Origin of the sequence: Pseudomonas sp. LF-5 (assembly GCF_037626295.1) — a bacterium.
GTDB lineage: Bacteria > Pseudomonadota > Gammaproteobacteria > Pseudomonadales > Pseudomonadaceae > Aquipseudomonas > Aquipseudomonas monsensis.
In genome coordinates, this window is record NZ_JARKMT010000003.1 from 359,548 (window position 1) to 380,695 (window position 21,148).

Annotated in this window: 22 protein-coding genes and 1 pseudogene; 12 read left to right on the forward strand and 11 right to left on the reverse strand. The window is 49.5% G+C overall.

The window, feature by feature from the left end; genetic code table 11:
* Nucleotides 1–406 precede the first annotated feature (406 nt).
* The 5 genes from PseuLF5_RS13640 to PseuLF5_RS13660 all read left to right on the forward strand — a co-directional run bounded on the left by PseuLF5_RS13640 (nucleotide 407) and on the right by PseuLF5_RS13660 (nucleotide 6,217).
* Nucleotides 407–1,582, forward strand: coding sequence for a polymorphic toxin type 44 domain-containing protein (locus PseuLF5_RS13640; RefSeq protein WP_340133754.1), 1,176 nt, complete (start codon nucleotides 407–409; stop codon nucleotides 1,580–1,582).
* Nucleotides 1,569–1,979 (forward strand): hypothetical protein, encoded by a 411-nt coding sequence (locus PseuLF5_RS13645; RefSeq protein WP_340133755.1) that lies wholly within the window; start codon nucleotides 1,569–1,571, stop codon nucleotides 1,977–1,979. Before PseuLF5_RS13640 ends, PseuLF5_RS13645 begins: the two co-directional genes overlap by 14 nt.
* A 1,372-nt stretch (nucleotides 1,980–3,351) precedes the next feature.
* On the forward strand, nucleotides 3,352–3,675 hold the full coding sequence (locus PseuLF5_RS13650) for a HigA family addiction module antitoxin (protein WP_340133756.1): 324 nt from the start codon (nucleotides 3,352–3,354) through the stop codon (nucleotides 3,673–3,675).
* Between the two features lie 26 nt (nucleotides 3,676–3,701).
* On the forward strand, nucleotides 3,702–5,300 hold the full coding sequence (locus tag PseuLF5_RS13655; protein ID WP_340133757.1) for an Eco57I restriction-modification methylase domain-containing protein: 1,599 nt from the start codon (nucleotides 3,702–3,704) through the stop codon (nucleotides 5,298–5,300).
* On the forward strand, nucleotides 5,297–6,217 hold the full coding sequence (locus PseuLF5_RS13660) for a XamI family restriction endonuclease (protein ID WP_340133759.1): 921 nt from the start codon (nucleotides 5,297–5,299) through the stop codon (nucleotides 6,215–6,217). Before PseuLF5_RS13655 ends, PseuLF5_RS13660 begins: the two co-directional genes overlap by 4 nt.
* A 124-nt stretch (nucleotides 6,218–6,341) precedes the next feature.
* On the opposite strand, the gene PseuLF5_RS13665 is transcribed toward PseuLF5_RS13660, so the two are convergent.
* Nucleotides 6,342–6,809 carry a helix-turn-helix domain-containing protein gene (locus tag PseuLF5_RS13665; RefSeq protein ID WP_340133760.1) on the reverse strand — a complete coding sequence of 156 codons (468 nt, stop codon included), beginning with the start codon at nucleotides 6,807–6,809 and terminating at the stop codon, nucleotides 6,342–6,344.
* A 175-nt stretch (nucleotides 6,810–6,984) separates the two neighbouring features.
* Here PseuLF5_RS13665 and PseuLF5_RS13670 point away from each other — a divergent pair, with 175 nt between their 5' ends.
* Complete coding sequence (locus PseuLF5_RS13670; protein WP_340133761.1) at nucleotides 6,985–7,434, forward strand: hypothetical protein; 450 nt, start codon at nucleotides 6,985–6,987, stop codon at nucleotides 7,432–7,434.
* 110 nt (nucleotides 7,435–7,544) lie between these two features.
* A complete protein-coding gene (locus PseuLF5_RS28175) occupies nucleotides 7,545–7,811 on the forward strand; it encodes an antitoxin Xre/MbcA/ParS toxin-binding domain-containing protein (RefSeq protein ID WP_445262417.1) in 267 nt (88 codons plus the stop codon).
* Nucleotides 7,812–7,927: 116 nt separating this feature from the next.
* On the opposite strand, the gene PseuLF5_RS13675 is transcribed toward PseuLF5_RS28175, so the two are convergent.
* The 8 genes and pseudogenes from PseuLF5_RS13675 to PseuLF5_RS13710 form a co-directional block, all read right to left on the reverse strand.
* Nucleotides 7,928–9,925, reverse strand: a complete 1,998-nt coding sequence (locus tag PseuLF5_RS13675; protein WP_340133763.1) for a hypothetical protein — start codon at nucleotides 9,923–9,925, stop codon at nucleotides 7,928–7,930.
* Nucleotides 9,926–10,083: 158 nt separating this feature from the next.
* Nucleotides 10,084–10,497 (reverse strand): hypothetical protein, encoded by a 414-nt coding sequence (locus PseuLF5_RS13680; RefSeq protein ID WP_340133764.1) that lies wholly within the window; start codon nucleotides 10,495–10,497, stop codon nucleotides 10,084–10,086.
* Nucleotides 10,498–10,501: 4 nt separating this feature from the next.
* Nucleotides 10,502–11,725, reverse strand: coding sequence for a hypothetical protein (locus PseuLF5_RS13685; RefSeq protein ID WP_340133765.1), 1,224 nt, complete (start codon nucleotides 11,723–11,725; stop codon nucleotides 10,502–10,504).
* Nucleotides 11,679–12,554, reverse strand: coding sequence for a hypothetical protein (locus PseuLF5_RS13690; RefSeq protein ID WP_340133767.1), 876 nt, complete (start codon nucleotides 12,552–12,554; stop codon nucleotides 11,679–11,681). Before PseuLF5_RS13690 ends, PseuLF5_RS13685 begins: the two co-directional genes overlap by 47 nt.
* Entirely contained in the window at nucleotides 12,551–14,257 is a 1,707-nt protein-coding gene (locus tag PseuLF5_RS13695; RefSeq protein WP_340133768.1) for a hypothetical protein, read from the reverse strand. The genes PseuLF5_RS13690 and PseuLF5_RS13695 overlap by 4 nt, the downstream gene beginning before the upstream one ends.
* A gap of 2 nt (nucleotides 14,258–14,259) precedes the next feature.
* Nucleotides 14,260–15,534: a site-specific integrase gene (locus PseuLF5_RS13700; RefSeq protein WP_340133769.1), complete on the reverse strand. Its 1,275-nt coding sequence runs from the start codon at nucleotides 15,532–15,534 to the stop codon at nucleotides 14,260–14,262.
* Nucleotides 15,535–15,736: 202 nt separating this feature from the next.
* A pseudogene (locus PseuLF5_RS13705) lies at nucleotides 15,737–15,973 on the reverse strand (magnesium chelatase domain-containing protein); the annotation flags it as partial.
* Between the two features lie 147 nt (nucleotides 15,974–16,120).
* A complete protein-coding gene (locus tag PseuLF5_RS13710; RefSeq protein WP_340133771.1) occupies nucleotides 16,121–16,318 on the reverse strand; it encodes a hypothetical protein in 198 nt (65 codons plus the stop codon).
* Between the two features lie 202 nt (nucleotides 16,319–16,520).
* Here PseuLF5_RS13710 and PseuLF5_RS13715 point away from each other — a divergent pair, with 202 nt between their 5' ends.
* Nucleotides 16,521–16,790: a HigA family addiction module antitoxin gene (locus tag PseuLF5_RS13715; RefSeq protein ID WP_340133772.1), complete on the forward strand. Its 270-nt coding sequence runs from the start codon at nucleotides 16,521–16,523 to the stop codon at nucleotides 16,788–16,790.
* Here the strand turns inward: PseuLF5_RS13715 and PseuLF5_RS13720 are convergent.
* The gene (locus tag PseuLF5_RS13720) at nucleotides 16,785–17,312 is read right to left on the reverse strand and encodes a BRO-N domain-containing protein (RefSeq protein ID WP_186744019.1); all 528 of its coding nucleotides are present in this window, start codon (nucleotides 17,310–17,312) and stop codon (nucleotides 16,785–16,787) included. The genes PseuLF5_RS13715 and PseuLF5_RS13720 overlap by 6 nt on opposite strands.
* Nucleotides 17,313–17,671: 359 nt before the next feature.
* Nucleotides 17,672–17,932, reverse strand: a complete 261-nt coding sequence (locus PseuLF5_RS13725; RefSeq protein ID WP_007920416.1) for an accessory factor UbiK family protein — start codon at nucleotides 17,930–17,932, stop codon at nucleotides 17,672–17,674.
* A gap of 413 nt (nucleotides 17,933–18,345) precedes the next feature.
* Here PseuLF5_RS13725 and glnK point away from each other — a divergent pair, with 413 nt between their 5' ends.
* From glnK to sutA, 4 genes are all read left to right on the forward strand, one after another.
* Entirely contained in the window at nucleotides 18,346–18,684 is a 339-nt protein-coding gene (gene glnK / locus PseuLF5_RS13730) for a P-II family nitrogen regulator (protein WP_002555808.1), read from the forward strand.
* Nucleotides 18,685–18,720: 36 nt separating this feature from the next.
* A complete protein-coding gene (locus PseuLF5_RS13735; RefSeq protein WP_123469803.1) occupies nucleotides 18,721–20,058 on the forward strand; it encodes an ammonium transporter in 1,338 nt (445 codons plus the stop codon).
* Nucleotides 20,059–20,273: 215 nt separating this feature from the next.
* Entirely contained in the window at nucleotides 20,274–20,699 is a 426-nt protein-coding gene (locus PseuLF5_RS13740; protein ID WP_123469801.1) for a secondary thiamine-phosphate synthase enzyme YjbQ, read from the forward strand.
* A gap of 102 nt (nucleotides 20,700–20,801) precedes the next feature.
* The gene (gene sutA / locus PseuLF5_RS13745; RefSeq protein ID WP_222834070.1) at nucleotides 20,802–21,128 is read left to right on the forward strand and encodes a transcriptional regulator SutA; all 327 of its coding nucleotides are present in this window, start codon (nucleotides 20,802–20,804) and stop codon (nucleotides 21,126–21,128) included.
* Nucleotides 21,129–21,148: the final 20 nt, after the last annotated feature.

The following is a 21,148-nucleotide window of genomic DNA, read 5'->3' on the forward strand; positions in this document are numbered from 1 at the left end:
GTACTAATGCGCCCACGAGGGTCACGATCAAAAGGACTGCCGTTCCTCCCTACAGTTGAATGTTTCTTAAGATTTAAAGACATCCGGATTCGTCGTTGCGACTAAAGCTGGCTTTAGCCGGCTGATTTTGCAAGCAAAGCTAAGTGTGGTGGCGCCTCAGTAATTGCACTTACTTGACCAGCCATTTGCATCGGACTTAACCAGCGCGCTTCTTGACCAAGGTCGGCAGAGAAGGGCAAAAAAGGCATCATGCAACTAGTAGATACGGCGCGATTCAGCACATCCCACTTATGAGTTTTCAGACAATTCCTACAGATCCCGCATCGAAGTTTGGTGTAAGCTAATTTCGCCTGTAAACGCTTTTAGCCTCCACTCAAGCTTTTATATTTTTCCTCAAGGATGATGAATGACTCCCTCCGCTCGCTTGGGTGACAAGCATGTTTGCCCAATGCCCGGTCATGGCACTACTCCAATCGCTTCCGCCAGTGGCGACGTAAATATCAACTTCATGGGATCTGCTCGTGTGGGAGACACCTGTGGCTGTGGGGCCGTAATCACAACAGGCTTTCCATCGATTCAAGTGAATGGGCGTCCTATGGCTCACCTGGGAAGTCCTACGAGTCATGGCGGAACCATCATTACGGGGTCTGGTGATGTTGGCGGCGGCTTTGTCATGGGGGACGCTGGTGGTGCAACAATAATCAACTTCATGGCGCTCGGAGTCTTCCGGCCAGATGGCACTGTGGACGATGAGAAAATGGCGACCTTATTGGCTGACCCTAAGCTCGAGGAGAAAGCTTTAGCGGCGAACGCCTTAGTGGACCCTAAAGCAGTCTCAGCGGAACCGAAAGAGAGCGCAGAGCCAGAGTCACAGCCCGCCGTTTGTAATGATCCAGATAGGATGGAAGAACTGGCGAGCTATATTGCTGGCGAGATGAATCGTAATATTCACGATCCGGCTGTTATTAAAATGAAAGAGCTGCTGAGCTACGACGTTGCAGCAGAGACTCGCAAGCAAATGGATTTGCCTTGGTATGCCCAGATTGGAACAACGAGTCCTCAAGCGATAGGGGCTGCAAATGGTGCGGCTGCTATGGCCATATGGACAGAGCGGGTTGGACAGAATCGCCCTTGGGATCACAAACCTATCCTGCTCAAACTCTTCGGTGGTGTTTGGTTCAAGCAAGGAGCCCACGACTACTTTTACGACATCTGGTCAAACGTCCATTACGGGTATGTAGGCATGGCTGGCGGTCTTTCTGAGAGCGCTCTTTCAGACGGTGCGGGCCTTGAGCAAATTGCCTCGGATTCCCTGCGGAAGGCGAAAGAAAAATTTGTAGAAGTGCTGACGCAACAGACGCCTGAAAAACCACTTCCCGGCCCGCACCGCTCAGGAAATGTTGAAGGACTTCGCGCCTTTGACGATGCTCCCGACCGAATATCGATTCAAATAGGTGTGCAGCTCTACAAGGAGCACCCGAATGGAGGCATCACAGCCAAAATGGTGATGGAAAAAGTTTTGGCAGTGGCGCCAGCGGAATGGGGAGATGGTATACGTGAGCATAAATGTGAAACCAATTAGATACCGGCGGATCTTTGTTGTCTTCTTACTGATGCTCTCACCGTTTGCATTTTGGTATGTCGCAACGCCAACTGTAACAGTTCACTATTCAAAGGAAGCCACAGAGAATCTTGGGGTGGTTTGGAATACCGAGAACAGGATCTACAGAAGTGGTCGTGGGGGGCTGTACCCTGGCGAAACCTCAATGGATTTCGGCCACATATTTCCAGACGAAGGCTTTTTTATGGAGTTTTACTGGTGGGGAAAAAAGACTCGTAACCATTGTGTCAACGTCACCCCAAAATGGCCGTCCACGCATATCTTTCTAGATGCGAACGGCGACATCGATAGCAGCGAAGATAGTGGTACGGATACTGATCGCTTGAAGCAGTGCGTCACGGACAAGGCAAAGCCCTAAGTTGTTATTTCCAGAAACTGGCTCCCGCCGTTTTGGAGTGTTGCACGGGGTGTGGTCGGTTTCTTCTGATCTGGAAAAATAAGCTGGTGGCCCACCCGCACCTCTGGACTGTCCCCAGAATTCCGGTGCAGGCGAACACCGCGCCATTATATCAATGGCGGACTTTCCGGCGAAGTGGTAATGGTGCTTAGCGGGGAGCAGCTGGTGCCATCGGAGGCCCGATATCCAAAAATTAAATCTGACGCCCTTCAGCACACTCAGAAGCTGTTGAAGCCCCCCTGTCTAGTAGGCACTTTCAAATAACTGCTTTGGTTTGTGAACAGACGAATCGAATGTCTGCTCCGAGTCGATGACTGCATGTCGCGAACGGAAGCAATGGGCAGCTATTAAAGTCGGATGGGATCGGTGGCCTAAACAAATACGAAAGGCTGCACAAATGCAATGCAAACGAGTGGTTAGCACCGATGCAGTCAGGTGGCCAAATGGAGTACGATTTCGCAGGTAACACCATTTAGGGTGGGTTTTACCATGGCAGCCCTGTGCGTGAGGGGTGGGCAACTCCGTGTTTCTTAGTTGCTGGAAGGCAAGACACGGCCAGCAAGCTTGCCCACAGGCTCTAAGTCCGGATTTGACCTGACAGCATTATCCAGAAAGCGACCTTGTAAGCTCTTATCCAGCACGGTTAGAGCCTCTAGGCGCAAGCGTGATTGGATTAGCCATTTTGTTGTTTTATGTTTTCTTCGGCCTTTCATCTTCGCTCCTGTACTTCGCGATACTTGAGAAGAGTTCCTTGTAGCACTCCAATCCTAATGTTGGATTCTAAATTTGTATACCGTTTCTTTCAAAGAGTCGTTCTATTCGGAATGGAATGGCTGTGAATTGCATTAAAAGATCATTTGGATCTAGGAGATCCGATGCTTAATGTTCGCGATAATTACCAGAGGATTAGTATGCATTCAAGGATAAGATTAGCCTCGCTATTCAATAGAAAGAACTAAGGCGCTCCAGTTACGTCTTTTAACGAAATGAGAGTCCTGACATGTATTACGCAGGCTAAAACCTCAATAGGTCGGGTAAATTTAGCCTCCAACATTGATGGTCTGTTGTCCCTCCATTTGATGGTTGGGCATGAGTTGCGTGCATGCATCAGAAGCAGGCAGCGCTTTGTGCCAATCAATAAGACCTTGATCTGTGCGATCAGCTTAAGTGATGGCTCCATGCCCGCTTAGCCGAAGGCAACGGCTAGCAGCGGGGGAGCGGGACGCAGCTTCATTGAGGCGGCTTACATTCGCACCCTGCCAACCACACGGTCCTTGTAAATCGTAACGCTACAGAAGACAATGAACCTTTAAAGAATACGAGCAATCCAATCATGGTCGCAAACACCGTTGCGGAAAGGCCTCCTCATCCCGGTGGGTATGTTAAAGGTATCATTGACAGCATGGGCCTCTCGGTAACCATGGCCGCGGAAGCGTTGGGAATTACTCGGCCTGCACTATCAAAACTATTAAATAAGCGCGCAAGACTTTCGTCCGATATGGCGCTGCGAATTGAAAAAGCGTTCGGTGCTTCAATGGACTCGCTAATGCAGATGCAGAGTAACTTTGACGTGGCTGAGGCGAGACAGCGTGCTCATATGATTAAAGTCGCGCCTTATAAAGGTAGGCCGCTGAAAATGCAAAGTACGCAAGCGTAGAGGCTACGATGACAAGATTTTTGGGTATGTGTGATAGCGAAACCGATCTGGTAGCCCTGACCTTAGCTTTGGGTGCAGAAGGAGCGGGGGGTGTTTTAAGTGATGAAGAGTCTGCTTTAGCTAACACTGCCTCTCATCAGTTGGTTGATAACTCTAAATTAAACGAACTTCGGGACTTAATAAAAAAAGGTGAAGATCCGCTGGGTGACATATTTTCCCTTCTGCGTAGCTCTGAGGTAAGGCGAGAGCGGGGAGCGACGTACACCCCCATGCCGATAGTTCAAGCCATGGTGGACTGGGCTGTTGCTAATAAAAAACCCACACGAATTATTGATCCTGGTGTTGGCTCTGGACGTTTTCTAACACGAGCAGGATTAGCTTTTCCTAAGGCTAAACTGGTCGGTATTGATGTCGATCCACTTGCTGCACTTATGGCTCGCGCAAATCTTGCAGTATTAGGGCTGGGCAAACGCTCGAAAGTTATACTTGGCGATTATAGGTGCTTCTCTGAGAAAATCGATGGAAGTACCTTGTATATTGGTAACCCACCATACGTACGCCATCATCAAATTCCTCAGGAATGGAAGAACTGGTTAGCGGAAGAAGCCGCGAAGCTGGGACTAAACGCAAGCAAGCTTGCGGGTTTGCACGTGTATTTCTTTCTGGCTACCGTATGCCATTCTCAAAAGAATGACTACGGAACATTTATAACAGCAGCAGAATGGTTGGACGTCAACTATGGGGCACTCGTTCGTAAGTTGATGTTGGCCGAGTTGGGAGGGCAAAGCATCACCGTTGTAGATCCGAAGGCGCAGCCATTTCCTGATGCGGCGACTACGGCGGCAATCACCACTTTTGAAATTGGCTCGGATGCGAAGTGTGTTTCGTTCCAAAGGGTTGAAACATTAAACAATTTCAAGACTCTTGGCATTGGGCGGGAAATAAGTCGTGATCGTCTCGCTGCTGAGAGTCGATGGTCTCACCTTATACATGCACCTGTCAGCGTGCCAGAAGGCTACGTCGAACTTGGGGAGCTTTGCAGAGTGCACAGAGGAACTGTGACTGGGGCAAACGGGGTCTGGATCGCCGGCGAACACAGCCTCGGACTGCCAGAATCTGTACTATTCCCGACTATTACTAAAGCAAGAGAAGTCTTAGACGCAAGAGGGTTGCTATCGGATCCTGCCCGCTTGCGATGTGTCATAGATATTCCTGTGGATCTGGATGAACTGGATGCAGTCGAGCGTCGGGCAGTAACTAAGTTTCTGAAGACGGCGAAGGCAATGGGCGGCGACAAGGGGTATGTCGCGAGTCATCGCAAGGCTTGGTGGTCTGTTGGGCTCCGTGCAGCGGCTCCGATCATATCCACTTACATGGCGCGCCGGCCACCTGGTTTCATTATAAATCAGGCTGATGCTCGTCATATTAATATTGCACATGGTCTTTATCCTCGTATACCTCTGACCGAGGAAGCGAAAAAAGCACTAGTAGAATATCTGCACGGTAACATATCGCAGCGTTCTGGCCGGACTTATGCTGGGGGGCTTACGAAGTTTGAGCCTCGTGAGATGGAACGTTTAATCGTGCCGAGCCCTGAATTGTTGATCGCGGGAGCGGCAGTGTGATCGAGCCTCCAGTTTGGACCAAAGAGCAGCTTTCTTTAGATAGCAAAAAAGCAAGCGCAGCCTTCACCAAGGAGCGGTTAGAAGAGCCGCTTGAAGACTACCTCGAAGCATTCGATGAATACCAGGGTCACATTGAGGAAGTTTTAGAAACTACAGTTGATTTAAGTCATTTAGAAGCTTCAGCGCTTGAAGTTCTTAGTGAGGAGCACCTTCTTCATGTTTTCAGATATCTAGCGGCTCCGCCGATTTCCCAAGATGATTTAAAAGTTTTGGCAGACGCAAAATCGCTGACTAAAGGGACCCTTAGAAAGTCTCCAGAGCTAGTTCAAAGGCTGACCTCGGTCGTTAGACAAGTTTTAGATCGGCGTCGATTTTCATGGGTTATTGACGGAAGGGAGCCCACTGAGTCAGAACGCTATGCGGCGATTATGGCTTCAGCAGCGCTGATGGCTGCAAGTCGTACGCAGACTAAGAGAAGAAATGTTGGGAAGGATCAGCAAGAAGCGCGCGTTAAGGCAGCGTTGATAGATTTAGGATTCAAAGAGGTGCCTTCACGTCGAATCCTGAATACGTCATATGCGCCAGATGTCGGTGAGTTTTGCGGTGAGAGCTATTTGGGTACCAGGAAAGGTGATGTCATAGTTCGGCTTTGGGATCAACGAATTATGCCTATCGAATGCAAGGTATCAAATTCCGCTACCAATTCAGTCAAGCGGCTAAATAACGATGCCGCGGTTAAAGCCGTTAGCTGGAAAGAAGACTTCGGACGAAGACAAGTTGTGCCAAGTGCTTTGCTCAGCGGCGTGTACAAGCTGCACAATCTGGAAGATGCGCAAGACCGTGGGTTAACTATATTCTGGGCTCATGATCTGAAAGCTTTAGTAGATTGGATAGATAAAACCAGGCCCGGCCGTTGATCGGTTTTTAACAGAAGCTACGAAGCAATTATATCTTCGAAGTGGATCCTTCGCCCGCTAGCCAGTTCATAGTAATTGGCGTTGATGCTAATTTGGTTGTCAAAAAATATGATAGCGATCCAAATTAGCTTCCACGCCAATAGCGGTTTACCGTTGACTTGGCGAGGCCGAGGGTGCGCACTACATATGCTTGCGTATGGCCTTCAGATTTTAATTTAAGAATCTTCGTTGCGTTGTCGCGATTCAAGGGTTTTCCGCGTGATCTTCGGATAAGTTTTCCATCGTCGAACTGCGCTTTGATGAGTTGCTCTCCACCACTATCCAAGAACTGGTCAAGGACAGTTGTAGCCCGCTCCAGCGTGGCCCTGGGAGATTCATTGTTTGAGAGTGCAACACAGAGCGTAATCAGCGTTACCAAATCAAACTGCAATACCGACGCTAGCTCGGCTAGTTTGTCCACTGAGATGCTGACTTTAGCTTGCTCCAATGCGCTGATGCTTCTCTGGACCCCTACAGCACTCAGGTCTTCGTACGGCATCCCGCGTTTGGTGCGCAAAACCCGGATTATCGCAGCCACCTCTTCGGTCAGCATTTTACCGTCCTCAAAACCGAGGATGGAGCCACATTGTGAAGTTCCGATAAATGCAATACTATGCTATTTACGTGGCTGAGTAGGGGTATGCTTTCGCCTCAATGTGCTACGCAGATCGCATACTTTGCCGACCGATTAGGGGTAATCGCCGTTTACGATTTAGGTAAAAATCGAAATGTTCAAAACCATACGCGATGCGGAGCTGATACTTAAAAGGAAAACTCATCCTCAAGCTCAGTTCTGGCAATATGTTGAATTAGGCAATTATTGGCCTTGGTTTTACGTTGTGCTTGTCCAGAAACATAAGCAGGCGCTCCATCAAAGCTTTGTTTTTGCCCCTTCAATATCTAGCTTAGAGGCGCTGCTTTCTAACTCCAGTCAAAGCGCTTGGATCGATAAAGTTTATGTCGCTACGCCTGGAAATCTGAACGGATCCGAGGATTGGAAGATGGAGTTGCTTACAGAGTTACTTGAGGTGCGAACACTTGAAGGCAGCCTGGTCGGGCATCTATTCAATATTTCAGATGGGCGTGTATACACTACTGCCTCGTTAGAAATGATGAGGACACAAAGCCATTCAGTTGTGATATTTTCCGATAGTCAACATCTGGGTCCTAAAATATAAGCTACCTTACCTATAACGATGATATATAAATATTTTTCGCTGGGTGTGAAGTTATTGAGGGATGTCGAGCTTGGATGAGTCACCTAGAACTGTCTGGAAGGTGAAGGCGAATGAGGATTTACAACAGTTACATAGCCTTAGCGGAAAGTGATTTCACATGTTGGAGTATAGAGCATTTGGAATATCGGATAAGGCTCTCCGAAATTGAATGTAGGGCTTGTAAAATCTTAGGGGATAGGACTGTCGCTAGTCGATGGGTTTTCTCTAGAGCGCGTGGTTTAGGGTACCTAGCGCCTTGCCTCTTGGTTTCAACTAACTCTGGATATTATCAAGTCTCGGCTTTGCTGGATTCAATCGAGCATTGCATATACATCTAGTTTTATCGCGGTTGAGTATGCCCGCGCAAAGACCCCGGCACAGCTAAGTTGTGTTTTTTATTAATATATATTAAGCAGCCGATGCCCTGGGTTGGGCATCGGCACTGCGATCGAAGTTAACTGCTAGCGCGTTGAACTGCATCCTCTAGCCAACGAAGTGACTTGCGGTAATGTGCGATATCGGCGCCATCTGCATCTTTGGCATGAGTATCCGGTCGCTCATTTACTAGAGTGGTGTGCTCCTTAAAAAGTCGAAGATCGTTAAATATAGGAAGAAAGAGATCCCACTCTTTTTCCACTAGTTTAGCTAATTCTGACCAGAGGAGTTTTTCAATCAAGTCATCTGGTGGTAGATGTTGTAGCCTTTCTACCCGACCTTTTTCTATACATCTCTGAATTCGCGCGGAAGGTGTTCCTTTCGATTTGTCTTGAAGGCATGAAAACTTTATAAAGTTTAACGCTAGGCTACGTAGCCTCTTTTCCAGCTTGTTACGACTAGCGTTTATAGACGCGAGTTCATCTGCCCACTCGTCAAGCGTGAGCAATAAATTCGGAGCGCTTGGTATTTCGGTGGTTGGGGCGACTGTGGCGGACGCTCGTTTAGCCTCATAAAGCTTCAAGCCTTCCTCGATCATCATGCTGCCCAGCTGGATCTTGCCACCCTTCTCTTGGAGCACACCGTATCGTAATAATGTGGATATCAGGGGGTCCGATTTAGAAAACGACTGTCCGCCCAGTACATGTTTAGCAGGAATATAGACTTCTGGATGAACCCTAAACAGATGATTCAGGGCGACCTCAGCGATAGCCGCACCCTCTACCTCTACAAAGTCCAATATCAAGCGCTCAACGGTTTCTTTCTGAACTTGGCAGGGCCTTTCTCTAATATCAATGTAGCGGTGAATATAAGAGCACGCTTTACGAGTCCAATATGGCATGTTGCCGCATGCATTTCCGATCCATTCGGCGGTATCGTCATCAAATGATAAGCCAGCTACTTTGGATGTCGCTCGGATCATTGCAGCACTTGCGTTGGGTGCTAATGGTGAGAGATATTCATCGGGGATGAAAGCCAGAACAGCGTTCTCAACGCCATTAATCGATTCTTCTTTAAACCACTTGCTCGAGACACCGCACACAAATAATGATAATTTTTTGTCAAGTCGAGCACATTCTTGAACTACTACTCGTAGATTACGCCAGAACGGGTTGAAATCGTTTGTCCATGCTTCCTTAGCGGTTGGGCTCCCAGGCGTAATATAATCTACTTCATCGAAGAAAATAATTACCGTCTCAGAAATTTTCTCAATGGCGCTTAATAAAGAGGCTCGAGCATCAGTTATGGTCGCACGCACATTTCGCGCACGACTCGTTTCTGCATACTTTGGCGTGCTACTAGCGGCTGTATTCACGGATTCAGATATAGCGTGTAGAAGCTGAGCTGCGCTCTGTTCCCAAACATCATCCTTAGAGCAGTCAATCATCACACAGACGCAATCCTGATGTGTTCTTGCCTCATGGAGAATCCGATTTAAGATTGAGGTCTTTCCAATCTTGCGGATGCCCAAGGAAGATCTGATCTGCCCCCCTCTCAACTGTCGGGCAATATCTAAGGCTTCTGCACGGCGTCCAAAAAAACGAGCATCATCTGACACTGGACCCGTTACATCAAACGGATCATTTGAGAAAAAGTCTTGTAGAAGATCCCGCTCAAAGGTTGCAGGATCACTCATTTCGTCGCGAGCAAAAATAGGTAAAATAGATAAGCCTTGTTCCCGGCCCCAATTTTTTAATTTCCGGTTGCCGTCGGGATCTCCGTGTACAACAATTGCCAGAGTGACTTCCAAACGTCCTTGCGACTCCGAAATCTGTGTCTTAAGTGCTTGAATCGTTCGCTGCTGCTGTTCTTTAAAGTTACTTATGAGAACAATAACCTCTCGGTCCGTTGAGAAAATTTTTGCAAGCCGCTTGTTTGGCTTCAGAAGCAATACACCGTACATTCCATTTTCAAACTCAAAGGTAGACAGCGGTTTCGTAACAGATACAAGTCCTGCTGAAGCTCGCTCAAATTGCTCGGATAGTTCTACTATCTTTTGCTCAATTACTCTGGCCAAGTGTCCTTCCTCGTGCTGTTCAAAGGGTAATGCTTGGAATGTTAACATGTTTCGTGCGAAGTGCTAATAAAATTAATCGTCTTGCATTTTTTTCACTTACTTGCGATAACTGAGCATTGAAGTTCGGGTGTGGGTAGTTGATGAGCTGCCAACTGTCATTACCGATCCTTAGACTTGAAGGGTTTAACATTGTCTGGAAGCGTCCTAGTCTGAAGCCGTTCGATTTCCATTGTTAGTTCGAGGATTTTGGCATCCGCGTCGGCAAGCATTGAAAGTGCAATGGCGCATGTTTGCTTTGTATCTTTTAATCTCTCCGCTAATGTTCGATTCCTTAAGCGCTGTTTATTAAGGCGCTGGTTTTTTGAATGTTTTACGCCATTTCCTTGGCCTTCTATCCACACCTGTATTTCTGCAATCAATGCAGGGTAGCGCTGCTTTCGTAATGCAGAGGGATCGCAGCCGGCCTCCCTGGCTATATTATTTTGTGAAACCGATGAACCTTTATTAAGAATTTGCGGTGAATCGGATTTCAAGCGTTCAAAAGCTTGTCGAAATAAATGTTCAGCGTGCATTAGTCTATTCCTCTACAGACTCTATTATCTTTAAAGCATTTTCAACTGATAGTTTCTGAGCGTGAAGCGCCTGTTTGTAAGGAGAGTTTCCTGTAGTGGATGAAATCCGCTCGTCAACCAAGTTTCGATACTGGATGATTTTGCCTCTATTTGATTTATCGATTAAGAGTTCTGGGCAAGGTCCTTTTCCATCTCCACCACAACAGCGTGCAATATTGTCAACGCCACCATATTCGCAAAATCCTTTGTACGTACACCCGCCTAATAGAGTCATCCGCCAAGAAATTTGCCCCTTTTTTGCAGCGTCCATTAATTTTTTATGGTCTGACTCGCTAACGGTGCGCAAGATCTGATTCTTCCGTTCGCTGCCATAAGGGCTAATGAACCTGGGTAATTGAAGCGTCTGCATTTCACGAGCAAGAATTTCGTACATTGTTTGTATGAACTGAGCTCTTGCGCTTTGACTTAGGCGTAAGTGTGAATAACCTCTGCCATAATATCGCGACATTGCTCGTGTTCTGTGTTTGAGTTGATATTGTATGCTGGAGTCACTCACCAATCCTGAAGCTTGCATGTTGACCGCCCCGGTCCGGCGCAATTGATGCCAAGCCAGCGGCCATATTTCACCTTCCCGGATGCGGCTAGAGTCAAGGGTCGGGGTAATGAGCTTAGCTATCTCCATATCCTTCGTAGTAACGATCAACTCGCTGGTATTTAGTAGTTTCGGGAAGTAATCTAAGAAAGTACTGTATGACGGTGGGATGTGCCTGACACCACGAATTTGTTGGCTCATGCCAGCCCAAGGCTCCTGTGATCTCACAAACAGAAATTGTTTGGTTCTGAGAGATTGACTATCCACAATTTTGCTATTTGATTTCTCGCACATAGACCTCAGTTCAGCAACGCATGTTGCAACCTCGACAGCTTTAGCAACATTTGGTGAGGTGATCCAGCGAGCATCATCGTCGTTTATTGTCTTTGTTGTAACTCCTTTCAGAATATGAATTGTGCCAACTACATCATCATTTTCAATTTCAAGGCAGTCAACGGTAAGAGACCATGCCTCACTGATTCTCATCAGGGAGAAGTTCAGTATGTACGCCAAACATGATGCATTTGCCATTGAAAAAAATTTAGAGAGAGTAATGATTCCGCGACCTCTGCCATCAAAATCCTCACCGTCAGGAATTACCCACTTTTTCAGCAGTTCTGCGACGCCAAACCGCATGGCAACTTTTGAAAATCGACCTACATATCCATTTATTTGGCTGGTTTTTAGGCGAAAAGGGCGAACTTATTCGTGTTCCTCTCTTTCCACTGGTGCAAGCTGCTTCTATCGAACCGTAATATTCTATGTACGCGTTTAGGCAGAAATTAAAGCATTCCTTTAATAAGTGTTTGTGTGCTAGGAAATCGGAGATAAACTCTTCAAGTCGTGTGGCTTGATAGTCCCAAATACGTGGGGGTATGTATGCTGTTTGGGAGTCAAGGAAAGAAGGGATCAACGAGGAGAACTTACGGATAGCCATCTCGTCCATAATCGTAAACCCAACGGAAACTGAGTCGTGATGTAAATTATGAAGCAGATAAATCGAGGACGCCCCGTACCTTGATGGTAATTCTTTGGCGCACGTCTCGATTACTTTCGGATACTTTGAAAGTTCAGTGATCAGTATCTTCTCTCTTGAGGCGATTCTAAACAGCCCTTTAATCGAGGTTATTTTACGTACCAATGATGCGGCGCATCGAACGGGGTCGGGACCGTAAATTAGCCACACTGCAACCAATCTAAGTATATTACCGTTCTCTTTAGATATCGACGCAGGGCGGTTTCGATGGGGTTCATCCAAAAAATTTAAAATCAGGGTTTTATCGCACCAAGGCCATAATTTCCAAACGCTATCGGAAAAGCGACTAACGACTTTACCGTTGCGATCTATTACAATAGGGAAGTCATCACCGGGTGGCCAACTATTTAGTTTATAGTTTTGAGTGTAAGGGGTCGCTACATCGGTAGTAAGACCAAATATTGAATTGGTGATATCAAAGCTGTTCATGATGCTTCCAAAATTCTAATGAATACGTCCCATTGCGGATGATAATCTCCCTCGGTTACTCGATCAGTACTTTCGTCTACCCATCTACGATGCTCAACTCCAAGTTCTGAAAGCGCTTGGAGTTTTTCTGACACTCGATTTATCGTTTGCTCCGCCGGGGACGGTGTGCTGTCAGGCGAGGAGAGCATCGCTTTGTGGGTTAATAGCATTTCTGTCTGATAACGCTGGTAAGTTTTAAGTGACCATATATGGTCAAAACTTTCTATGTCTCTTTGGTGTACACAGAATAGGCATCCTGCTGGGTTAATGCAGTTTGGCTCTAAGCCATAATCATTGTGACTTTTGACTAATTCATCTTCAGTCCTTAAACATAGGCCAGGACCAGGAGCCAACAGTTCGGCAGCTCGTTTAGAATTGAAATTAGTAATTTCGGCCGTTGCGAGTTGGTGATGCGGCATCTCATACGACGTCATTAAAGTGCTTGTTGTATTCTGAGCTATCTCTGCTACGAGAGTTAAATCTTGAGATTTCCGAATCAACCAGTTGATTCGTGTTTTACGTAACTCTCGAGGACCCACATACCTTATCCCAGATGCACTACAGCGATCTCGAATTCGTTCGAATGTGGGAAGAGCCGCTGTAGAGGTATATTTTGGCGACTTTAGTGGGAATAATCTGTCATCATCTTCGATCGTGAATATTGTACCGAGCCACTTAAGGTACTTTTCAAAAAACACCCTGTATTCGCTGTAGATTTCGAATTCAACCTCTCCGCCAGCTCTCGGTTTATATGCACGTTTTACCAAGTATCCGTCATTGTGGCTTGCATATCGGAAGCTTTCTCTCTTCAGTCGATGGGCTTGAGATAGATTGATGCCAGTTTGGGAGATAAAAATTAATAGCTCCGCTTCTATCCTTAGATTTATAAGCGGGTAACGTGTTCGCCAAGTATGGTCCGATTGCCATCGCTCGCGTCGTGCCAACACACGCCTAAGATAGCAAGCACGTTCCTTCGCTGTAGCGGTATCGAGTGCGTCGCTTTCGGGTTTCAATCCAGACCACTCTTCCAGTTTTTTGTTGTCATTAAGCTCGATAACTAGTGGGAGTTGACTAAATATTTTTTCATTAGTTAGTGCTTCAGCTATTTTAAGAAGGAATTGACCATAGCTAAAGGTTTCGTGTAAATGCTGTTTGTCTGCGTTGGTACCTAAAACATTTTTTTTAAGTGTCGGCCTTCTTACTCTAGACCTCGTGGTCAGACCTGTGGATCCGATAGTTTCTTCAATCAGTGACCCGATGCCAGACGCTAAAGAATGAGCAGTTTTCTCATTAATTTCTTTCAAAAAACGCGTTCTATTGAGAAGGTGTTCTGTCCATTCAATATATTTTTCAACAATGTTGTTGGTGTCAAAGTTATAGCCTTTGCTATCGCCCCATTTATAAAATACCCGAAGGTGTTGGAATTTTCCTCTAACAGTATATCGTGATACCCCGCCTTCCAGTTTCGAACACAACACTTCATGAAATTTTATAACGAGATTTAATCGATTGATTTGCAGGCATCCAAGTTCGCCGCTGTCAATTTTCTTGTTTGCTTCTCGTATGTTGCAGTCGCTACCGCCAATAAATAGCAGTGGTTTCAGATCCCAAGTAGACTCAGTATCACCATAGTCAACATTTAATAGCTTGAGATTGCCGTTCATAGTTAGCTCGTTGGTTCAATATTCGCTTTGAGGAACGAACGAGTGAACTCGTTCGCAAAGGCAGCTTTAGCAGGAGCCTTTTCCACGAATTTGATATATTTTAGCGTCGTGGCCTCGTCACGATGCAGTAACGCTTCTTTAATGATGGCAAGAGCGTTAATTGATCCTGAAATCGGTATAAGGATTTTTGCGAGTTCAGTTGCGAAAGTGCACCTCGTTTGATGGAAGTGGAAGTGCTTTAGGCTTTTTATGTTTTGCTTTGCCGCCTTCTTGCGGAGATTGAACATCTCTACGTTAATCGCGGAATTTTGAGCTCCATCAGGCCTAATATAGGGTTTTCCATACCGAGTAAGAAAGACTAACGTTTTATCTCCTGGAAGTGCTTTGGCTTCCCTAAGTAACCTGCGTGGATTATAGTAATATTCTAGTACTGCATCGCGATGGCGTCTCGTTATCCAGACTTGGCCGGTAACGCTGTATTTGGTAGATACCTTTGGCACTGCCCCTGGTCCCACAGTCAATCTATATAATTCTTTAGTTGTAGGGTCCGGAGTTGCATTATTTATTGTTTCTATCCTAAGGTCGCAAAGAGTTCCGATTCGCATCCCTGTATAGAATCCAAGTGTTAGTAGCAGGTGTAATTCTATACTTCCGTGCCGCGCGGCGAAGTTTAAAATAATATCTCTGTCCGCGCTTGAAACTGGTAGTAAACCATCTTCCAATCGGTCACCAGGGCGACGCCTATTTTTGATCGCCAAATCAGTGGAAGGAATTGTCAAAGTCCTTTCGAAGCCATACTTATTGTTTACTATGATTGTGGCTTTTTTTTCCATCCACATCGGCCATTCGGTAACTAGCAGTCGGGAAGAATCTAACCACCTATAAAATGATATTGTATCTCGCATTCTTTTGGTGGCTGTAGACGGCGATAAAACTCCACTATCTCGTTCTTTTATCAACGAACCTCTGAATTTTATTAAGCACCGCTCATCCTTCCTTGCAGGGAAATCCCACCAATTCATGCCTACAGCCTCGAGCCAAGTGGCGTAGTACACCAATGAGCTGCATTGGGAGATTACGGTCTTTATATCGACCTCATTTGACTTCGCTCGCTGAATCGCCCACAGATTCGCCTCTCGCCAAGGCTTGCCATCCCTCCACATAATCTGCGGTAGCCGTTTTATAAAAGAATCTACTGGCTCAAATTTACGAGCAAGCTCACCTGCATTTATCGTTATTTCGCTAGGCGAATATTCGATGTATTCCACACGTGCCATTTATGACCAATCCAGCAATAGTCCGAGCCCGTACCCCTATGGTGCAAGCAATAGCTCAAGGGTCGGATAAGTGGGTGTGTAATTTCCACTCAACTAGGTGCAGTTGCTCTCACCTTTGAGCAGGCGGGGTTAGGGGGGCAGTCAGTAATGTCCATGGCGCCTAACACATGGTTCGCATGTCCATACCAGTAAGTAATCCGTACCCGCCATCCTTGGGCAAATCCGCCGGCGCCAGATTCAAGGTGATCCGCCGCGCAGGAAACTGCAGCCCGGAATTGATGATCGCGCTGCGCACCCGATCCTTGCTCTCCTTCACCGCCGCCTCGGGCAGACCGACCATGGTCAGCGACGGCAGACCGTTGGCCAGATGGACTTCGACAGTGACAGCGGGAGCATCCACGCCTATCTGGGCGCGACTGTGGACGATGGAGAGGGACATGGTCGTTCCTTGAGCTGAATCGGGGAGCCGCTTCCTGCGGGTTTTTTAAGAGTAGTTGGGAGAGCGAGTCCAAGTGGCATGGATGCGAGGGCAAACCTTCACTGGATGTTGCCAAGTTGCCCTCCCAAGCCCAGTAGAGGCGCCACATTAGTTTTCTTGTTTGGGATTTTTTATTTGGCTTCCTCCCCCGGCCAGCCAACCATCCGGTTCGAGTTCTTTACCGTACTTGGCCGCTACCTCAATAAAGCGACGCTGATTGGCTGAAATACCTCCGGCGAACCGAAGGGCTTCAGCGTGATATCCAACAATCTCTTCTAACTTTGCCCTTCTCTTTTTGTCTTTCATTGAGGCCTCGTTTTTTGGGTGACAAATGCTTTGTTGGCCACCGTAGTACAAGGAGGAAGGGTGCGTAATCAGGCGCAGACGCCGATTTTTGTAGGGCCCTGCCCTATTAGTTGTAGGACGCCGGCGAAACGGTTTCGATGGCTTGCTTCCCTGAACCGGATGCTCCAGTTTGGCCACTCAATGCAGCCTCTGGAGGCGAAAAATGGACCGCAATGGTATGCGCCCGATTCATCCGGGCGAGGTTCTGAATAAGGAATTCATGGAGCCGTTGGGCATGACCGTCATGGATCTGGCCATGCCCACGAAATGGCCCGAAAGTGAGATCGAAAAGCTTGTGAATTGCCAGCTCAGGATCCGCGCCGATCTGGCAATCAGACTTGCCATTCATCTCAACACTACGCCTGAGTTCTGGATGAATCTTCAGTCGACTTACGATTTGCGCAGGGCTCAGCTCCGGCATGCGGTCTTATAGCGATTGCAGCATCCGCGAAGCTCTTTTCCACCAAGGCCCCGTTACTGGGCGCTTCGGCTCTTCCCGTTCCACCACCATCAGCGGCACATCCTGCAACCGTATCCACGGCTGATTATTCCAGTGCAACAAACTCAACGTCATGTCCGGCCAATTGAGCAGGCTCAGTTGTGGGCGTTCGCTTGTGGTGGGGTGTTGGGCGTCGCGAAGGGTGGGGATGACCTGGTGGGTGAGCCATTCGCGCAGCGCTCGGTATTCGGGGCAGTAGTGGTAGACGAGGAGGGCGTAGATGCCTGATTCGCTGATCAGCAGGGTGTTTTCGATCTGGTTGTGGATCAGGGTTTTGCGGGTTTGGTATTGGTCGGGGTCGAGTTTTCGCAGCATGCGTTCGTTTAGGTAGATGTGCAGCAGGCGGCTCAGGTCTCGGGCACAGAACCAGGGTTGGTTCTGGATGAGGAGGGCGTGGAGGGGGAGTTTGTGGCGGGTGAAGATGTGCGGGCTTAGATAAGTCTCTTCTTGAATCATTGAGCAGTTCCTCTTGCTTAAGGGGCTGCCCTCAATCGTCGCCAAACGATTGGGTGGCAGTTGTACGCGGGTTGGCGAACCGGAGCAAAAGGAACCCGGCAGACCCGAAGGTCTCCCACGCACAACCGCCATGAAACGATGTGGCGGTAAATGTAGCCGCCATCATGGTCGTCGTGCGCCTTAAGCTGTTCGGGTCGCCAAACCCGGTGCTGAACATTCAGCATCGGGTGAGCTTAGAAACTTGGGCTTTTCGGCGCAATCGGACGGCGGTGGTGCAAGTTGTAGGACGTTGCCGGGATGGTTGAAGGGCTGAAGATCAAAAGATCGCAGCCTTCGGCAGCTCCTACAGGGGGAGTGGATTATTCAGCCGGCGGTGTCAGCTTCGCTTCCATCTCAGCCACCTTCGCTTCAAGGCTTTCGAGGCGGGCACGAGTGCGCGCCAACACAACCATCTGACTATCAAACTCTTCACGGCTCACCAGGTCGAGTTTGCTGAAGGCGCTCTGCAGCAGCATCTTGAACTGGCTTTCGATTTCGGCTTTCGGCAGCGGGGTGTCGCCGCTGAACAGGCGGGAGGCGGTGCCGCTCAGGGCGTCGAGGAAGTCTTTGGGCGCGAGCATGGGGAATGTCCTGAAAACAATGGCGGGCAGTGTATCACGCAGTGTCTATAGTCAATCCCGTGGTCAGGGATGCACGCTTTTCGCGCAAGGGGACGGACGGCGACGCACCGTTGTTGTGCGTATCCACAAGGCCTTTTGCACGGGATGGCTTGCGGCAGCGGCCAAGGGATTGAAATCAGAGGTTTTTGGCGAGATGGCAAGGTTTCTGCTTAGTCACCTTCGACCCATGCACTGATGCAGTCGCTGTGACGAATGCAGTGCGGCAGACGGAGCGGGGAGTTTCGTCAGCAGCGGTTAGCTGGCGTCAGTCGGGCAGGTAAGGCCGACGATGCGTTACAAAGCCAGGCACTGCGCTTAGACTTGAGTCGGGTTTGTTTTCCTGGGGCAAGTCCACCAATTCGGGAGAGAGTTTCATGAAGCTAGTCACTGCCATCATCAAGCCGTTCAAGTTGGACGACGTGCGCGAGTCGCTGTCCGAAATCGGCGTGCAGGGCATTACCGTTACTGAAGTCAAAGGCTTCGGCCGGCAGAAGGGTCACACCGAGCTGTATCGCGGCGCGGAATATGTGGTCGATTTTCTGCCCAAGGTGAAAATCGACGTGGCCATCGACGACAAGGATCTGGATCGGGTGATCGAGGCGATCACCAAGGCGGCCAACACCGGCAAGATCGGTGACGGCAAGATCTTCGTGGTCAATCTGGAACAGGCGATTCGCATCCGTACCGGCGAAACCGATACCGACGCGATTTAAGCCGCCACAAACCCCAACGCCCCAGGAGAAAACAATATGACTCTGCGTAAATTCGCAGGGCTAGGAGCCCTGTTGTCCATCGTAATGCCCAGCCTCGCTATGGCGGCAGACGAAGTGGCGGCCCCAGTCCTCAATTCTGGCGACACTGCCTGGATGCTCACCTCGACAGCCCTCGTGCTGTTCATGACCATCCCGGGCCTGGCGCTGTTCTACGGCGGCATGGTTCGCTCGAAAAACATTCTTTCCGTGATGATGCAGTGCTTCGCCATTACCGGTCTGATCAGCATCCTGTGGGTCATTTATGGCTACAGCATTGCGTTCGACACCACCGGCATGGAGCAGGGCGTCGTCAACTTCAACTCGTTCTTCGGCGGCATGGGCAAGGCGTTCCTCGCCGGTGTCACGCCTTCGAGCCTGACCGGCCCTGCGGCGTTGTTCCCTGAGGCGGTGTTCATCACCTTCCAGATGACCTTCGCGATCATCACCCCGGCGCTGATCGTCGGTGCGTTCGCTGAGCGGATGAAGTTCTCCGCGATGCTGATCTTCATGGCTATCTGGTTCACCCTGGTTTACGCGCCAATCGCGCACATGGTCTGGTCCGGCAACGGCGGTCTGATGTGGGACTGGGGCGTGCTCGACTTCGCGGGCGGCACCGTGGTGCACATCAACGCCGGTGTGGCCGGTCTGATTGCTTGCCTCGTACTGGGCAAGCGTAAAGGCTTCCCGACCACCCCGATGGCTCCGCACAATCTGGGTTACACCCTGATGGGCGCGGCCATGCTGTGGGTCGGCTGGTTCGGCTTCAACGCCGGTTCCGCTGCAGCGGCCAACGGCACCGCCGGTATGGCGATGCTGGTCACCCAGATCGCTACCGCTGCTGCCGCACTGGGCTGGATGTTTGCCGAGTGGATCACCCACGGCAAGCCAAGTGCACTGGGCATCGCCTCGGGTGTGGTTGCCGGTCTGGTAGCAATTACTCCGGCTGCTGGCACCGTGGGCCCGATGGGTGCACTGGTGATCGGTCTGGCGGCAGGCGTGGTGTGCTTCTTCTGCGCCACTACCCTGAAACGCAAACTCGGTTATGACGATTCCCTGGACGCGTTCGGCGTACACGGTATCGGCGGTATCCTCGGCGCGATCCTCACCGGCGTATTCGCTGCACCGTCGCTGGGCGGCTTCGGCACCGTGACCGACATCGCCGCGCAAGTGTGGATTCAGTGCAAAGGCGTCGGCTTCACGGTGATCTACACCGCGATCGTCACCTTCATCATCCTCAAGGTCCTGGACGCTGTGATGGGTCTGCGTGTGACCGAGGAAGAAGAGTCGGTAGGCCTCGATCTGGCACAACACAACGAACGCGGCTACAACCTGTAAGTACGCGCAGCAAAAAACTTGCCCGGCTTGCCGGGCATTTTTTTGTCTGGAGTTTGTCGCAGAGAGAGCAGCTGAAAGGATTTTTCGTACGTCTTTGGTCGTGTTTACGGCGAGCGTTTTTCTGCGGCCAATCGCTTACAACATTGCGGGAATATTAGGGCCTTTGTTTTTTCCCAGAGCGCGCTAGAATGCGCCCCGAACGTGCGGAGAACTGTATGTGGCAACAGACTCTGATAACCCTGCGGGCACGGCCCCGGGGCTTTCATCTGGTAACGGACGAGTTACTCGCCGGGCTGCCTGAACTCAGGCAGTGTCGGGTCGGTCTGTTGCATTTGTGGCTGCAGCATACCTCGGCGTCGTTGACCATCAACGAGAACGCCGATCCGGCGGTCCGTCGCGACTTCGAACGATTTTTCAATCGTCTGATCCCACAAGGAGCAGACGGCTATGAGCATAACGACGAAGGCCTGGACGACCTCCCGGCGCACTTCAAGGCCAGCGTGCTTGGCTGCCAGATCAGTCTGCCGGTGTCGGCAGGTCGACTGGCTCTGGGCACCTGGCAAGGCGTTTATCTGGGCGAGCACCGTGATCATGGCGGTGCCCGTAAAGTCCTCGCCACCTTGCACGGTGAAGGGGCGTAAACCGTTGGTCATCAGCGGTTACCGATTTTTTTACGGCGACTTTCGACAGTTGCCAAAGCTGGTCTATAACTAATCTGCTTTTCGCAAGTCATGAGGTAGAACATGAGCGACGATGATCTGGAAAACGACGACCTCGAAGTAGGCGACGAAGACGAGGCCGAGGATGGTCTGGAAGCAGCAGCGGAAGACGTTGCTGAAGACGATGGCGGTGACGATACGCCGGTCCCGGCTGCCAAAGGCAAAGCCAAGGCTGCGGTGTCGGTAGACGAATTGCCGAGCATCGAAGCCAAGAACAAGGAGCGCGACGCCCTGGCCAAGGCCATGGAAGAGTTCCTTGCGCGCGGCGGCAAGGTGCAGGAAGTCGAGGCCAACGTGGTCGCCGATCCGCCCAAGAAGCCGGACAACAAGTACGGCAGCCGCCCTATCTGAGGCGTGCCGCTTGCTTGCTG